At 61.7% G+C, this 14,689-nt stretch carries 15 protein-coding genes and 1 pseudogene; 6 read left to right on the top strand and 10 right to left on the bottom strand.

Annotated elements, in window-relative coordinates; genetic code table 11:
• Positions 1-191: 191 nt before the first annotated feature.
• The 6 genes and pseudogenes from U862_RS0127035 to U862_RS31565 all read right to left on the bottom strand — a co-directional run.
• Positions 192-1,430, bottom strand: coding sequence for a heme biosynthesis protein HemY (locus tag U862_RS0127035; protein ID WP_025113259.1), 1,239 nt, complete (start codon positions 1,428-1,430; stop codon positions 192-194).
• A complete protein-coding gene (locus U862_RS0127030; RefSeq protein ID WP_025113258.1) occupies positions 1,427-2,569 on the bottom strand; it encodes a uroporphyrinogen-III C-methyltransferase in 1,143 nt (380 codons plus the stop codon). The genes U862_RS0127035 and U862_RS0127030 overlap by 4 nt, the downstream gene beginning before the upstream one ends.
• 16 nt (positions 2,570-2,585) lie before the next feature.
• Positions 2,586-3,353, bottom strand: a complete 768-nt coding sequence (locus U862_RS0127025) for a uroporphyrinogen-III synthase (RefSeq protein ID WP_025113257.1) — start codon at positions 3,351-3,353, stop codon at positions 2,586-2,588.
• On the bottom strand, positions 3,350-4,291 hold the full coding sequence (gene hemC, locus U862_RS0127020; RefSeq protein WP_025113256.1) for a hydroxymethylbilane synthase: 942 nt from the start codon (positions 4,289-4,291) through the stop codon (positions 3,350-3,352). The genes U862_RS0127025 and hemC overlap by 4 nt, the downstream gene beginning before the upstream one ends.
• A gap of 138 nt (positions 4,292-4,429) precedes the next feature.
• A complete protein-coding gene (locus U862_RS0127015) occupies positions 4,430-5,176 on the bottom strand; it encodes a LytTR family DNA-binding domain-containing protein (RefSeq protein ID WP_003229385.1) in 747 nt (248 codons plus the stop codon).
• Positions 5,173-5,322, bottom strand: a pseudogene (locus U862_RS31565) (sensor histidine kinase); the annotation flags it as partial. The pseudogene U862_RS31565 and the gene U862_RS0127015, both read right to left, overlap by 4 nt.
• A gap of 326 nt (positions 5,323-5,648) precedes the next feature.
• Here U862_RS31565 and argH point away from each other — a divergent pair.
• Positions 5,649-7,043: an argininosuccinate lyase gene (argH, locus tag U862_RS0127010; RefSeq protein WP_025113255.1), complete on the top strand. Its 1,395-nt coding sequence runs from the start codon at positions 5,649-5,651 to the stop codon at positions 7,041-7,043.
• 130 nt (positions 7,044-7,173) lie between these two features.
• Here argH and U862_RS0127005 read toward each other — a convergent pair whose 3' ends face one another.
• Positions 7,174-7,833 (bottom strand): glutathione S-transferase family protein, encoded by a 660-nt coding sequence (locus tag U862_RS0127005; RefSeq protein ID WP_025113254.1) that lies wholly within the window; start codon positions 7,831-7,833, stop codon positions 7,174-7,176.
• A gap of 123 nt (positions 7,834-7,956) precedes the next feature.
• Between U862_RS0127005 and U862_RS0127000 the strand changes: the two genes are divergently transcribed.
• The 3 genes from U862_RS0127000 to U862_RS0126990 all read left to right on the top strand — a co-directional run bounded on the left by U862_RS0127000 (position 7,957) and on the right by U862_RS0126990 (position 11,772).
• Positions 7,957-8,241: a hypothetical protein gene (locus U862_RS0127000; RefSeq protein WP_025113253.1), complete on the top strand. Its 285-nt coding sequence runs from the start codon at positions 7,957-7,959 to the stop codon at positions 8,239-8,241.
• Between the two features lie 258 nt (positions 8,242-8,499).
• Entirely contained in the window at positions 8,500-8,745 is a 246-nt protein-coding gene (locus U862_RS0126995) for a TIGR02647 family protein (RefSeq protein ID WP_003229392.1), read from the top strand.
• A gap of 183 nt (positions 8,746-8,928) precedes the next feature.
• Complete coding sequence (locus U862_RS0126990) at positions 8,929-11,772, top strand: class I adenylate cyclase (RefSeq protein WP_025113252.1); 2,844 nt, start codon at positions 8,929-8,931, stop codon at positions 11,770-11,772.
• A 7-nt stretch (positions 11,773-11,779) separates the two neighbouring features.
• Here U862_RS0126990 and rnk read toward each other — a convergent pair whose 3' ends face one another.
• From rnk to cyaY, 3 genes are all read right to left on the bottom strand, one after another.
• Positions 11,780-12,199 carry a nucleoside diphosphate kinase regulator gene (rnk, locus tag U862_RS0126985; protein ID WP_025113251.1) on the bottom strand — a complete coding sequence of 140 codons (420 nt, stop codon included), beginning with the start codon at positions 12,197-12,199 and terminating at the stop codon, positions 11,780-11,782.
• Between the two features lie 194 nt (positions 12,200-12,393).
• Positions 12,394-12,609: a DUF1289 domain-containing protein gene (locus U862_RS0126980; RefSeq protein ID WP_025113250.1), complete on the bottom strand. Its 216-nt coding sequence runs from the start codon at positions 12,607-12,609 to the stop codon at positions 12,394-12,396.
• Between the two features lie 2 nt (positions 12,610-12,611).
• The gene (gene cyaY, locus U862_RS0126975) at positions 12,612-12,938 is read right to left on the bottom strand and encodes an iron donor protein CyaY (protein ID WP_007964535.1); all 327 of its coding nucleotides are present in this window, start codon (positions 12,936-12,938) and stop codon (positions 12,612-12,614) included.
• A 319-nt stretch (positions 12,939-13,257) separates the two neighbouring features.
• Here cyaY and U862_RS29850 point away from each other — a divergent pair, with 319 nt between their 5' ends.
• Both U862_RS29850 and lysA read left to right on the top strand, forming a co-directional pair.
• A complete protein-coding gene (locus tag U862_RS29850) occupies positions 13,258-13,431 on the top strand; it encodes a lipoprotein (protein ID WP_007911098.1) in 174 nt (57 codons plus the stop codon).
• A gap of 9 nt (positions 13,432-13,440) precedes the next feature.
• A complete protein-coding gene (gene lysA, locus U862_RS0126965; RefSeq protein ID WP_025113249.1) occupies positions 13,441-14,688 on the top strand; it encodes a diaminopimelate decarboxylase in 1,248 nt (415 codons plus the stop codon).
• Position 14,689: the final 1 nt, after the last annotated feature.

Raw genomic sequence — 14,689 nt, 5'->3', positions numbered from 1 at the left:
AGTTACGGTAGAGGAAAGCTTGTCAGCCTTTCAAGGCGGGTCCCTGCCGACAGTTCAACAGAAGTGTAGGGAAAACCCGACAGGGGCGAGAGGAATAGGCGTAGCCGACTGTAGGACTTTGCCTAAGACGTCGGTCAGAGGTAATTATTCGCTCGCAGAACGTTAACGAGGGAGCATCCTCCCTCGTGATTTCAAGCGTGAACCGGCACCGGCAATGGCGCGGCCAGGAGGCGCTCATCCAGCAGTCCGAGACCTTCCTGGAACAACTGATTGCTGCGCTCGGTGTCACCCAGCTGCGCGAGCAGGCGCGCCAATTCTGCGCAGGCTTCCGGATTGCGCTGCACCCGCAGGCTGCTCTCCAGATAATCCCGTGCCTTGCCCCACAAACTGGCTTGCAGACAGAGCCGTCCCAAGGTCAGCAACAGGCTCGGATCGGCCGGATGATCCTTGAGCCAGCCTTCGGCGGTTTGCAACTGACGCGCCGGATCGCTACCGCGCACCAAGCCATACAGTCGCGCCAGATGGCTGTCGTACTTGCGCTTGAGGGCGCCACGCAGCACTTCCTCGGCTTCGACCTGAGCGCCCAGCTGACGCAGTTGCTCGGCATACGCCAGCACCAGCGCCGGCTCCTGGCGCTGGGCCGAACTCAGTTGCTCCCAGGCACGATTGAGTGACTGCAGACCGACTTTGCCGTCCTCGTCGCGGTGCGCCGCCAGCGAAAGGTTGTTACCCCAGGCACGACGTTCGAGCTCTGCCAGCTCAGCCGGTGGCAGCGCCTTGTCCTTGCGCAGCTCCGGCAACAGACGGATGACAGCCGACCAGTCGCCGCGCTGTTGATGCAAACGCTGCAACTGACGCAAGGTCTGCACGTTGTGCGGATGCCGCTCGTGCATCGCCTGCAGGGTCACCAGTGCGCCGTCGGTGTCACCGCGATCGGTCTGCAGTTGCGCGTGACTCAAGGCAATTGCCAGTTCGGCCTGCGGCTGGCGCTCCAGCGCACGCTCGAGCAAGTGATCGCACTCCTCGTACTTGCCCTGTTCGTTGGCCGCGCGTGCGGCGCCGAGGTAATACAGCAGCGGCTGGCGCTCGGCTTCTGCAGCGCGAGAAAGATGCCGTTGCGCACTGGCCCAACGTCCTTCTGCCAGATCCAGCTGACCGTGTTCGATCGCCACCTGAACCCGACGGCTGCGGTTACGCCGCGACCACGGATTGACCACGCCGCTGGAAGCCATGACCAGTTCGACCAGCGCCTTGATGCCCCAGATCAGCAGCCACAGCACCGCGATCAGCCCCAGCGTGGCCCATAGGCTCGCCTCGTAACGGAAGCTCTTGTAGGCAACCAGCACGTACCCGGAGTGTTCGGCAATCGCCAGGCCCAACGCTGCCGTCGCGGCAATCACCAGAAACACGATCACGTACAGGCGTTTCATGGCATGGTCTCCTGCGCAGTGTTGGCGGCAGGTTTGGCGAACGGTTTGACCGATTCTTCAGCGTTGACGTTACGTCGCTCCAGATAACCCTGCACCGCGCTCAGCGTGCCGGTCAGGTCGGGCGTCTTGACCGTGACCGGTTGCTGGCTCAGCTCGGCGACCTGTTCGAGCATGATTTTGCTCTGCGGATTATCCGGATTGAAATTGCCCTTGAGCACGTCCCGTGCTTCAGTCAGCGCCTGGGTGTAAACCGGCGCCTGACCATTGAGCGCGGCCCACTGCGCCTGCTCCAGCGCCAGGCTCAGGGCCAGGCGCACCTGGCTCAGACTTTGTCCGGCCAACAGTGGCTTCACATTCTTGTCAGCGTTGAAGTCGATGCGGATGTAACGCGAAACCTGATCCCACCACTGTGCCCAGCGACTGGCACCATCGCCATCAGCGGTCAGGCCCAGCAGCGATTCGCCGCGATCCTTGTACTCCGGCGCCAGCTCGGTCAGCTCGATGACCTGATCACGCAAGGCGCCAATGCGCAGGAACAAGCCGGTGCGATCCGGCTGCTCGGTGCTGCGCAGGGCAACAAGGGTTTTTGCCACTTGCTCGCGAGCAGCGAACGAGCCCGGGTCGTTCTGTTCACGGAGGATTTCGTCGGCGCCCTGCACCAGTGCCTGGGCGCTGCTGATGTCCTGCAAGGCTGACAGACGCAAGCTGGCCAGGCGCAGCAGATGCTCGGCCTCGGCCAGACGCCAGTCCTTGCGGCTGGCGCCGAGGACGGTTTCCAGACGCTGGTTGAGGCGCTGCTGATCACCCTGCAATTGCGTCACCAGACGCTGGCGATCAGCAAGCTCGTCGGCACCCGGCAACTGCGCGAGGCGCTCAGTCAGGCGCTGCTCATTGAGCTTGAGGCTCTGCGCCTGATCGTTCAGCGCCTGCACCTGGCCCGACTGCTGTGCGGTGTTGGTCTGCAGGTGACGCACCTGCCAGACACCCCAGCCACCGATCGCCACGCCGGCAGCGCCGAGCAACAGGGCGACAATGGCCAGTCCGTTGCCTCGGCGCGGCTCTCTGGCCGGCGGTGGAGTTTCAACCTGGGCATCGATCACAGGTTGGACGTCATCTTTGGGCAAGGCTGTTTCGCTCACGTATCCATCCTTTGCATTAGAGAACGGGCACGGGATGCTCCCGTAACGCCGTCAGCAAAGCCGCGGCACTCGCGCCGCGGCAATCCACAACTGTTTGAGCCCCGGCGGCACGTGCCAGCTCGGCGACCCTTGGGCTTGGAACAAACAACGGCAACTGCGCAATCGCAGGCCAGGCAGCGCCGGCCATGCGGCGCAAGTGCTCGAAACCCTGTCCACTGCTGACCACCAGCCCGTTCAAGCGTTCCGCTGCAATCCGCCGCGTCAGTTCGTGCGGCGGATAGGCCGGCAGGTCGCGCCGATACAACTCCAGATACTCGACACTAGCACCTAGCGCGCGCAGACGCTCGGCGAGCAGCTCACGACCACCCTCCCCGCGCAGGATCAACACCTGCGCATCAGGCTGCGCAACGGCTTCGCGCAGACGCGGCAATTGCAGCAAGGCTTCGCTGTCATCGCCGGTGGCCGGGAAGTGCACGTCCAGGCCACGATCGCGAAGAATCTGCGCCGTCGCCGCTCCGACGCTGAACCACGGCATCGATACCGGGTTCAGGTCAAAAGTATCGAGCAGGTCGACAGCAATTCGCGCCGCCGGTTTGCTGACCACGATGACTGCGCTGCAGTTCGGCAACTGGGTCATCGCCTGACGTATTTTCTCAGAGACCGGCAGCGGTGCGATGTCCAGAAGCGGCAGGCAACTGCTGAAAAAACCGGCTTGGGCCAACACCTCGGCCAGCGCCGTGCAGTCGTCCGCAGGGCGCGTCAGCAGCAGGCGCCAGCCGGTCACTCGTGACCTGCCTCGCCATAGACCGCTTTGAGAATGTCGTCGGCACCCTGGCTCAGCAGGTCTTCAGCGACCTTCACACCCAGCGCTTCGGCATCGGCACGCGGTGCGCGCGCTTCGGCGCTGAGCAGCTTGCCACCGCTCGGCTCGCCCACCAGGCCACGCAACCACAACTGCTCACCTTCGAGCACGGCGTAGCAGGCGATCGGCACCTGGCAGCCGCCATTCAGATGTTTGTTGAGGGCCCGTTCGGCGGTCACACGCGAAGAGGTATCGGCGTGATGCAGTGGCGCGAGCAAGGCATGGATTTGCCTGTCGGCGCTGCGGCATTCGATACCGACGGCGCCTTGGCCACCGGCGGGCAGGCTGTCGTCGACACTGATCGCGCAGGTAATCCGGTCTTCGAAACCGAGACGGATCAGACCGGCCGCCGCGAGGATGATCGCGTCGTACTCGCCGGCATCGAGCTTGGCCAGGCGAGTGTTGACGTTACCGCGCAGGAAGCGGATCTCGAGATCGGGGCGGCGGGTCAGCAACTGCGCCTGACGACGCAGGCTGGAGGTACCGACGATGGCACCGGCAGGCAACGCGTCGAGGCTGGCGTAAGTATTGGAAACGAAGGCATCGCGCGGGTCTTCGCGTTCGCAGATGCAGAACAGACCCAAACCTTCGGGGAAGTCCATCGGCACGTCTTTCATCGAGTGCACGGCGATGTCGGCTTCATTCTCCAGCAGCGCGGTTTCCAGTTCCTTGACGAACAGGCCTTTGCCGCCGATTTTCGACAGCGGTGAGTCGAGCAGCTTGTCGCCGCGACTGACCATGGGCACCAGCGTCACCAGCAGACCCGGATGGGCCGCTTCCAGACGGGCTTTGACGTATTCGGCCTGCCAGAGGGCCAGCGCACTTTTACGGGTGGCGATGCGGATTTCGCGAGAGGACATGGATCAATCCGTACTGAATAGATACGGCGGATAATAACAGCTCAGCCAAATCCACTTTGACTTGAATCAGAAACGGCGTGGCCTCCCTGGCCGGCAATGCCTGGTAAAAAGACTCCGGAACCGCCCGGAATGACCGGGTTACAGGCCCTGCATCATTTTGCGCACACCGGCCACATGCCGGCGGCTGACGATCAATGCATCGCCGTTCAGACCCTTGAGGAATAACTGGAAATGCCCCAGTGGCGTGCGTTGCAGACGCTCGATGCGGTCACGGGCGACCAGCGCATTGCGGTGGATACGCACGAAGCGTTCACCAAATTCGTCTTCGAGGGCCTTGAGGGGTTCGTCCAGCAGCACTTCGCCGCTCTCATGGCGCAACGTCACGTACTTGTGATCGGCAATGAAGTAGACCACCTGATCCAGCGGGATCAGCTCGATGCCTTTGCGGGTGCGGGCGCTGATATGACTGCGCGGGCCGTTGCCGCTTTCGGCAGCAGGGCGGGTCAGGGCCGAGAGTTGGGCCCGGTTGGGACGTTCAGCCCGTTTCAGGGCGTCATGCAGATGTTCGGTTCGCACGGGTTTCACCACATAGCCCACGGCGCTGGCCTGCAGGGCTTCCACGGCAAATTCATCGGGGCCGGTGCAAAACACCACGGCGGGCGGCGTTTCGCGTTCGCACAGACGGGCAGCCACTTGCAGGCCATCGAGGCCCGGCATGCGGATATCGAGCAGCACGATATCCGGCTTGTGGCTGTCGATCAGCGCCAACGCCTCTTCGCCATTCGTGGCGCTGGGCTCCAGGACTGTGTAACCCTCGAGCTCGCTTACCATACGGCTTAGGCGCTCGCGAGCCAGTGGTTCGTCATCAACGATCAGGACATTCATATTGCGCTGGATTCCTGCGTGAGTCTCGCACAAGGATAGCGTAGACAGGTGAAGTGACGTCCGTCACCGCGATCCACGCTAAGACTAGCCCGAGCGCCAAAAAGTGCCGTACGTCGGCCAGCAATATTTGCCAGTGCCCGGGTCGTACTGCTCAAAGCCCGCTGTTTCCTGCGTTTCTCACGGGGTTTGCCAAAGGACAAATCCACCCACCCCCTCTTCTTATAGTCGGCGTCCGGACGTTTGCGCGATCCGCAGTCGCGCCGACCCTTATGTCCTACTGTAGACGCTTGCCGGGCTGATATTGCTCAATCGAAAAATATCCTTGCGCAAATCCCACGGTTAGAGCGCCGACTATGAACCAGCAGATGAGAAAAAAACGTATCGACCGGTGTCAGCGACAGGATTGGCAACCCTGTTATTATCCGCGCCAGCGTTTCACGCCTTCTTTCTCCAAGCCGATACGAGCGAATTCATGAGCACTGACAAGACCAATCAGTCCTGGGGCGGCCGCTTCAGTGAACCCGTCGACGCCTTCGTCGCCCGCTTCACCGCCTCCGTCACTTTCGACCAGCGCCTGTATCGCCACGACATCATGGGCTCGATCGCCCACGCCACCATGCTGGCCAAGGTCGGCGTGCTGACGGATGCCGAGCGCGACAGCATCATCGATGGCCTGAAGACCATCCAGAGCGAAATCGAGGCCGGCCAGTTCGACTGGCGCGTCGACCTCGAAGACGTGCACATGAACATCGAAGCGCGCCTGACCGACCGCATCGGCGTCACCGGCAAGAAACTGCACACCGGGCGCAGCCGCAACGACCAGGTCGCGACCGACATCCGCCTGTGGTTGCGTGACGAGATCGACCTGATCCTGGCCGAGATCACCCGCCTGCAAAAAGGCCTGCTGGAGCAAGCCGAGCGCGAAGCCGCGAGCATCATGCCGGGCTTCACCCACCTGCAGACTGCGCAGCCAGTGACCTTTGGGCACCACATGCTGGCCTGGTTCGAAATGCTCAGCCGCGACTACGAACGCCTGGTTGACTGCCGCAAGCGCACCAACCGCATGCCACTGGGCAGCGCTGCACTGGCCGGCACCACCTACCCGATCGACCGCGAATACACCGCGCAACTGCTGGGCTTCGACGCCGTGGGCGGCAACTCGCTGGACAACGTTTCCGATCGCGACTTCGCCATCGAGTTCTGCTCGGCGGCAAGCATCGCGATGATGCACCTGTCGCGCTTTTCCGAAGAGCTGGTGCTGTGGACCAGCGCGCAGTTCCAGTTCATCGATCTGCCGGACCGCTTCTGTACTGGCAGCTCGATCATGCCGCAAAAGAAAAACCCCGACGTACCGGAGCTGGTGCGTGGCAAGACCGGCCGGGTGTTCGGTGCACTGATGGGCTTGCTGACCCTGATGAAAGGCCAGCCGCTGGCCTACAACAAGGACAACCAGGAAGACAAGGAACCGCTGTTCGACGCCGCCGACACCCTGCGCGACTCGCTGCGGGCCTTTGCCGACATGATCCCGGCGATCAAGCCGAAACACGCGATCATGCGTGAGGCGGCCCTGCGCGGTTTCTCCACCGCGACCGACCTGGCGGACTACCTGGTACGCCGTGGCCTGCCGTTCCGTGACTGCCACGAAATCGTCGGTCACGCCGTGAAGTACGGCGTGGACACCGGCAAGGATCTGGCCGAGATGAGCCTGGAAGAACTGCGTCAGTTCAGCGATCAGATCGAGCAGGACGTGTTCGCCGTGCTGACCCTGGAAGGCTCGGTGAATGCCCGTGACCACATCGGCGGGACCGCGCCGGCGCAGGTCAAGGCTGCGGTGGTGCGCGGCCAGGCGCTGATCGCCAGCCGCTAAAAAGCCAAAAGCTTCGCGAGCAAGCCCGCTCCCACAGGGGATTGGTGATGTTCACAAATTTTGTGTTCACCACAGATCAAATGTGGGAGCGGGCTTGCTCGCGAATGCCGACTTCAGAACGCTACAAATCTCACTTTTTCGCCGCGATCATCGCCAAAAACGTCGGCATCGCCGCCTCTTTGTCCGCCGCAATCTTCTGCACATGCGGATTCTGCTCAAGCCGCTCCAGCAGCGCCTTGGCCTTCGGCATCTCAGCCAGCAAATCCAGATCGAACAGCTTTTTCCCGACCGCACACGCCGGCGGCACGCTGTAAAGGAAATACAAATCCGCGATGCTCAGGCTGTCGCCCGCCACGTAAGGGGCGAACTTGCCGTGACGTCCCAGCGCAGCAAAACCCAGCAGCAGCTCGGCTTTGGTTTTTTCCTTGATCGCCTCCGGCACCGTTGCGCCAAAGAATGCTTCGCCATAACAGGCGCGGCCCGGCAGCTCGATGTACAGCTCGATTTCCTTGGCTATCGCCAACACCTGCGCGCGCTCGAACGGATCGCTCGGCAGCAGTGGCGTACCTTTTTGGGTCTGTTCGAGGTATTCGAGGATGATCGCGGTTTCATTGATGAAACCCGCCTCGACACCCAGCACCGGGACTTTGCCGCGCGGACTGATGGCCAGTGATTCCGGGGTCGGCGTCGGGTAGAACGTCACCTCTTCGTACGCCAGGCCTTTTTCCAGCAGCGCCAGTTTGACCATGTTGTAGTAGTTGCTGACAGCGAATCCATAAAGCTTGAACATCACATAGCCTCCAGGCCGTGCGGGGTGGGCAGTCACTGTTTATAGATCGCCGGACTCGATCCTGCCAGCAGCATCACGCCGCTGAATGCGGGTAAACTGGCGCCTTTCCTTGAGGAGCCTGCCATGAGCGAGCCGACAGACATCGACAACGACGAAGAAGAGTTCACCGAGGCGACGTTGATCGAAGCCATCGAGAACCAGATCGAAAGCGACAACCCGCCAGCGGCCAAGGCGACTTTCAACAAGCTGACGCTGGTGGGCGTCGAGCGCGAAGAGATCCTCAATCTGATGGCGCACGTGCTGGCCTATGAAATTGACGCGATGCTCGATGAAGACCGCGCGTTCGACACCCAATGGTACGAAGCGGCACTGCGTGCACTGCCAGAGCTGCCACCGGAAAAGCAGTAAACCCCTATATCCCTGTGGGAACGGGCTTGCTCGCGAAGGGGCCGGCACATCCAATGTTTTCGTCGATGGCCCCACCGCTTTCGCGAGCAAGCCCGCTCCCACAATGTTTGTTACGTATCCGTCCAGCCATCTCACGAGCCCCGACTACACTGGAATTCGCCTCAAGACAAAAACCCTGACCTGAGCACTGGACATGCCGCAAAAGCGGGTTCACCTTAGGGGCGCTGTCGTCCAATTCCTAGAAAGTCTGGAGTCCTTATGTCGCTTACCCCTGAGCTGGTTGCCGAACTGGAAGTCCTCGCACTCTTCAACCTGGACAGTTCCCAGGAAGGTTTGAAAATTCATCAGACCGCTGCCCCGAAACACATCGCCGCCGCCAAACGCCTCTTCGAAAAAGAACTCACCGACCAGCCCGATGGCGGGTATCTGACCAGTCTGGGTCGTGATGCCGCGCAAAATGTGCAAACCGTGCTGACCATTCTGAGAGAGCAGGAAACCGCCTGATTCCCCCCGTCTTTGCCCACGGGAACTCCTGCCACGGGATTTCCGCGGGCCCACTTGATCGCCTCGCGTTAAAAATCTGACGTCAAAAACAAATTCAGCTTAAAAGTCCCGCTGCGCAGAGGCTAAACTGCCTCCCATTCCGAGACCCTCTTCGTCCGAGCCTGCGAGCCGGTTTGAGCTGACATGACGCGCACCCATGAAATCCGCCCCGACCTGGACGAAGGCATCGACCGCAAGGTACTCAGCCAGTTGCGTGCGCGTTTTCTAAAACTCAATGAAGGCCGGCTCGGCCGCGCACTTGAAGGCTTGTCGACCCGCCAGCAAGGCGTGCTGACCCTGCTGCCGCTGTTCTTTCACGTCAATCACCCGCTGTTGCCGGGTTATGTCTCGGGCAGCACGCCAGCCGGACTGTCCAACTACGAGCCGGATGCCAACGCGCTCGCCGAAGCCCAACGCCTGACTCGCTCGTTTTCCTACAAACCGCGTCACGGCAGCAATCCGCCACGACCGATTCACGGGCTGTTCCTGATGGGCAGCCTCGGCACCCTGGCCCAGGCCGATCAGAGCGACATGGACGTGTGGGTCTGCCATGCGCCGGACCTGAGCGATAGCGAACTGGCCGAGCTGCGCAAGAAATGCCAGCTGCTCGAAACCTGGGCCGCCAGCCAGGGCGCCGAGGCACATTTCTTCCTGATCGATCCGGTGCGCTTCGTCAAAGGCGAGCGCGACACCCAGCTCAGTTCCGAAGACTGCGGCACCACCCAGCATTACCTGTTGCTCGACGAGTTTTACCGCACGGCGATCTGGCTGGCCGGGCGCACGCCGATCTGGTGGCTGGTGCCGGTCTACGAAGAAACCGCTTACGACCTGTACACCCACACCTTGCTGTCCAAGCGTTTCATTCGCGCCGACGAGACCCTCGACCTCGGGCATCTGGCGACGATTCCACCGGGAGAGTTCGTTGGCGCCGGGCTGTGGCAGCTGTTCAAAGGCATCGAGTCGCCCTACAAGTCGGTGCTCAAGCTGTTGCTGACCGAGGTCTACGCCAGCGAACACCCGCAGGTACAGTGCCTGAGCCTGCGCTTCAAAAAAGCCGTGTTCGCCAATCAGCTGGATCTGGATGAGCTGGATCCGTACATGGTCGTGTACCGGCGCATCGAGGAATACCTCACCGCCCGTAACGAACCGGAGCGTCTGGAGTTGGTGCGCCGCGCGTTGTACCTGAAGGTCAACCGCAAGCTCACCGGCAACAGCCGCAGCCAGGGCTGGCAACGCTCGCTGCTGGAGCGTCTGGCCAGCGAATGGCATTGGGATCAGCGCCAACTGGCACTGCTCGACAGCCGCAGCCAGTGGAAAGTCCGCCAGGTCAGCGCCGAACGCCGCGCGCTGGTCAACGAGCTCAACTACAGCTATCGCTTCCTGACCCAGTTCGCCCGCACCGAACAGACCGTCAGCCTGATCAACAAGCGCGATCTGAATGTGCTCGGCCGACGGCTGTATGCCGCGTTCGAGCGCAAGGCCGACAAGGTCGAGTTCATCAACCCCGGAATCGCCCCGGATCTGGCCGAAGACACCCTGACGCTGGTGCAGTCGCCGAACAAAAAGGAACCGGGGCAAACTCACTGGGGCCTGTATAACGGCAGCCTCACGGCGCTGGAGTGGGAGCACTTCGCGCCGATCAAGCGCAGCCGTCATCTGCTGGAGCTACTGACCTGGTGCCACCGCAACGGCGTGATCGACAGTAGCACCCGCCTGGCTCTGCACCCGGGCACCAGCGACCTGAGCGAGTTCGAACTGTTCAACCTGCTTGGCAGCCTGCAGCAGTGCATCGCCCTGCCCTTGCCCACCGTCGCCGAAGAGCCGCTGTTGCGTGCGGCCGTACCAAGCGAAGTACTGATGCTGGTCAACGTCGGCGTCGACCCGCTCAAGCATCACCGCGATCTGAACATTCTGATGACCACCGAGCGCACCGACTCGCTGAGCTACGCCGGGGTCCGTGAAAACCTCGTGCTGACGCTGGATCAGGTCACGCTCAACAGCTGGAACGAAGTGCTGGTCAACCGCTTTGACGGCCCCCACGCGCTGCTCGACTGCCTGCGCGATTACCTCAACAACCTGCCACGCGGCCCGCAGCAACCCTCATTGAAGGTGCGCTGCTTTTGCCACAACCGCGCACAGTTCATTGCCCGCCGTGTTGAAGAGATCGTTGATACCGCACAAAACCTGCTGCTCAGCGAGCTGAACCATCGCTACCTGATTCAGGTGCAACAGCACTATCACGTGCTGGAGCTAGTGCCGGGACAGGTCAATCATGTCGCCCTCGCGACATTGCCGGCGCTGCTGGATTACCTCGGCGAAGAACAGGTACGTTACAGCCCGCTGCACCTGGACCCGATGGCGCTGGAAGAACACGACCTGGCGCTGATCCTGCCGATGGGGCAGCCGGAATCGATCCAGGTGTTCTACCGGATCACCGAGCAACAGGCCGAGTTGTACGTGCTGGATGAGTTCAACGCACTGTGGCAGCAACGTTTGCCGTATCACGATGAGCAGAGTCTGCTGGTGCCGCTGCAACGCTTCCTGCAATCGATCCAGTACCGGCGTGAAGCGCTGCTGCCGATGGACGGCAGTCCGGCGATCAGTCTCGAGACTTTGTATTACCAGTTATTGCCTTCGGGCTCGGGACGCGCGCGGCGGGTCGAAGCACGGCCGGCGCCGCAGACCCCGGTCAACAAACCGTTCTACGACGTACAGGCAATCATCGGCAAAGCCGCACCGGCAGAGGTGCAGGTCACCCTGTATTGCAATCAACGGGAATTCAGCGAGCTGGAACATGGCGACCAGTTGTTTCATGTGGTCGCCCGGGAGATCGTCGAGCAGCGCCGCGAGACCGAGCGCTATCGCTGCTACATCACCGACCTGGATCTGTCGGGCCTGCTCGGTGATGCTCAGAGTTCCAGCAATTTGTATCTACGCTACAAGGCCGACCTGGAGCGCGCCCTGAACGAGGCGCTCGAACAGGTCTGAGGCGGGGTTACTCGCGGAACTCTCCGCCGTTGGCCGGCTGCGATTCGACTTCCAGCAAGGTCAGTTTCAGGGTCTTGCCACCCGGTGCCGGCCAGTCGATATGCTGACCGACCTTCAGGCCCAGCAGCGCGCTGCCGACCGGGGCCAGAATCGAGATCTTGCCTTCATCGGCGTTGGCGTCCTTGGGATAGACCAGCGTCAGGTGATAGTCCTTGCCACTGCCCTCTTCGCGGCAATGCACACGGGAATTCATGGTCACGACATCGGCGGGTACTTCATCGTGGCCGACCACGGTGTCGGCGCGATCCAGTTCAGTTTGCAGCGCGATCACGCCCGGCGCAGCCTGGTCTTTCTCGTTCAGGTTGTCGATCAGGCGCTCCAGACGTTGCACGTCCAGACGGGTAAGGGTGATGGAAGGTGCGGTCATGATCCGGGCAGACTCCTTTCTTCTGCACACAAAAAAAGCAAAACCCCGCCAAAAAAGACGGGGTTTTCACCAGGCCTCGATGGGTTGAGGCGTGTTCGGACACTATCACAGCTCAAAAAATATACAAGCCACGCACTTTTGATCGGGCAAGTACCCCTGTGGCGAGGGAGCTTGCTCCTCGCCACAGGTTCGTATCAGGCTTGAGTGCGGCGTTGCAGCGCTTGTGCGCAGATCACCCGGCGGCGCTGATCGTCCGCCGAACGCCACTCGCGAATGTCCTCGACATGGCGAAAGCAGCCGAGGCACACCTTCTGTTCATCCAGACGACACACGCCGCTGCACGGCGAAGGCACCGCCGGGCTGACGTTGCTGTAAAGCGGCTTGGGTGGGCGCGGGGCAACCTCGGTCACGATCAGATCTCTTCGAAATCCAGCTCAAGACCGGCCTGGTCCTGAACACAGCGGGCCAACACTTCGCCGAGCAGTTCTTCGGACTTCTCGCAGCTCCACTTGCCCGACTCTTCGTCGTAGTCAAAATGGAAACCACCGGAACGCGCCGCCAGCCACAGCTGACGCAGCGGCTCCTGGCGGCTGATGATCAGCTGGCTGCCGTTATCGAACTTGATGGTCATCATGCCGGCCGTGATCTCGATATCGTCGGCATGATCCTCCAGCAACTCTTCCAACGCCTGCTGGGTGGCATCGACCAGATCGTGGAAACGCGCTTCGGACAAACTCATTGTGGCAACCTCAAAAAATATCTGCTCAGGCTCAAGCGCCGCAAGATACGGACGCTGTCGGCCGATTGCAAAGGATAACGACCAAGGGCCTCAATGGGCACTGTAAACACCGTACCTGTGGGAGCGGGCTTGCTCGCGAAGGGGCCGGCACATCCAACTTTTTTGACTGCTGAACCACCGCTTTCGCGAGCAAGCCCGCTCCCACAGGGTTTGGTGTGCATCCGGACAAGCCCCGCCGGACGGGAACTCCCTCGCATAGGCAAGCTGTCGGGTGGCCGGTATACTCCGGCGCAATTAACGCATTTTCAAGGATTTCGCCATGAAGCGCCTGATCTCTTCCCTTGCTGCGCTCGTCGCGGTTGCCTGCCTCGTTTCGGCCTGTGGTCAAAAAGGCCCGCTGTACCTGCCGGATGACGATCAGGACCCGGCCGAGCAAGCCCAGTCTTCGCAAAAGCAGCCGTCCAAAGCTCACAAGCACGACGTTTACCAATAAGGGATCGCCATGGACGCTTTTAACTACCGTGGCGGGGAACTGTTCGCGGAAGGTGTGGCGTTGTCCGCCATCGCCGACCGCTTCGGCACGCCCACCTACGTTTACTCGCGCGCACACATCGAAGCCCAGTATCTGGCTTACGCCGATGCCCTGGCCGGCATGCCGCACCTGGTCTGCTACGCGGTCAAGGCCAACTCCAACCTCGGCGTGCTGAATGTCCTGGCCCGTCTCGGTGCCGGTTTCGACATCGTGTCCCGTGGCGAGCTGGAACGCGTGCTGGCCGCTGGCGGCAGCGCCGACAAGATCGTGTTCTCCGGTGTCGGCAAGACCCGTGACGACATGCGTCGCGCCCTGGAAGTCGGCGTGCACTGCTTCAACGTTGAATCCACCGACGAGCTGGAGCGCCTGCAAGTCGTCGCCGCCGAGCTGGGTGTTCGCGCACCGATCTCGCTGCGCGTGAACCCGGACGTCGATGCCGGCACCCACCCGTACATTTCCACCGGTCTCAAAGAGAACAAGTTCGGCATCGCCATTGCCGACGCCGAAGACGTGTACGTGCGTGCCGCACACCTGCCGAACCTGGAAGTGGTCGGCGTCGACTGCCACATCGGCTCGCAACTGACCACCCTGCCACCGTTCCTCGATGCGCTCGACCGCCTGCTGGATCTGGTCGATCGCCTCGGCGATTGCGGCATCCATCTGCGCCACATCGATCTCGGTGGCGGGCTGGGCGTGCGTTATCGCGATGAAGAGCCGCCATTGGCCGGCGACTACATCAAGGCTGTGCGCGAGCGTCTGGACGGTCGTGATCTGGCACTGGTGTTCGAGCCTGGCCGTTTCATCGTCGCCAACGCCGGCGTGCTGCTGACCCAGGTCGAGTACCTCAAGCACACCGAGCACAAGGATTTCGCCATCGTCGACGCGGCGATGAACGACCTGATCCGCCCGGCGCTGTATCAGGCCTGGATGGACGTCACCGCGGTCAAACCGCGTGACACCGCTGCACGCCCGTACGACGTGGTCGGCCCGATCTGCGAAACCGGTGATTTCCTGGCCAAGGACCGTGAACTGGCCCTGGAAGAAGGCGATCTGTTGGCCGTGCATTCGGCTGGCGCCTACGGCTTCGTGATGAGTTCCAACTACAACACCCGTGGCCGTGCCGCTGAAGTGTTGGTAGACGGTGATCAGGTATTTGAAGTGCGCCGCCGCGAAACCGTGGCCGAGCTGTTTGCCGGCGAAAGCCTGCTGCCGGAGTAAC

The organism is Pseudomonas sp. H1h, from assembly GCF_000633255.1.
In the GTDB taxonomy this organism is placed as follows: domain Bacteria; phylum Pseudomonadota; class Gammaproteobacteria; order Pseudomonadales; family Pseudomonadaceae; genus Aquipseudomonas.
This window is presented reverse-complemented; position numbering and strand designations above follow the sequence as displayed.

Coding starts and splice junctions, on each gene's coding strand:
- U862_RS0127035 (WP_025113259.1), bottom strand. CDS start 1,430: ATGAAACGCCTGTACGTGATCGTGTTTCTGGTGATTGCCGCGACGGCA.
- hemC (WP_025113256.1), bottom strand. CDS start 4,291: ATGTCCTCTCGCGAAATCCGCATCGCCACCCGTAAAAGTGCGCTGGCC.
- U862_RS0127015 (WP_003229385.1), bottom strand. CDS start 5,176: ATGAATGTCCTGATCGTTGATGACGAACCACTGGCTCGCGAGCGCCTA.
- argH (WP_025113255.1), top strand. CDS start 5,649: ATGAGCACTGACAAGACCAATCAGTCCTGGGGCGGCCGCTTCAGTGAA.
- U862_RS0127005 (WP_025113254.1), bottom strand. CDS start 7,833: ATGTTCAAGCTTTATGGATTCGCTGTCAGCAACTACTACAACATGGTC.
- U862_RS0127000 (WP_025113253.1), top strand. CDS start 7,957: ATGAGCGAGCCGACAGACATCGACAACGACGAAGAAGAGTTCACCGAG.
- U862_RS0126995 (WP_003229392.1), top strand. CDS start 8,500: ATGTCGCTTACCCCTGAGCTGGTTGCCGAACTGGAAGTCCTCGCACTC.
- U862_RS0126990 (WP_025113252.1), top strand. CDS start 8,929: ATGACGCGCACCCATGAAATCCGCCCCGACCTGGACGAAGGCATCGAC.
- rnk (WP_025113251.1), bottom strand. CDS start 12,199: ATGACCGCACCTTCCATCACCCTTACCCGTCTGGACGTGCAACGTCTG.
- cyaY (WP_007964535.1), bottom strand. CDS start 12,938: ATGAGTTTGTCCGAAGCGCGTTTCCACGATCTGGTCGATGCCACCCAG.
- U862_RS29850 (WP_007911098.1), top strand. CDS start 13,258: ATGAAGCGCCTGATCTCTTCCCTTGCTGCGCTCGTCGCGGTTGCCTGC.
- lysA (WP_025113249.1), top strand. CDS start 13,441: ATGGACGCTTTTAACTACCGTGGCGGGGAACTGTTCGCGGAAGGTGTG.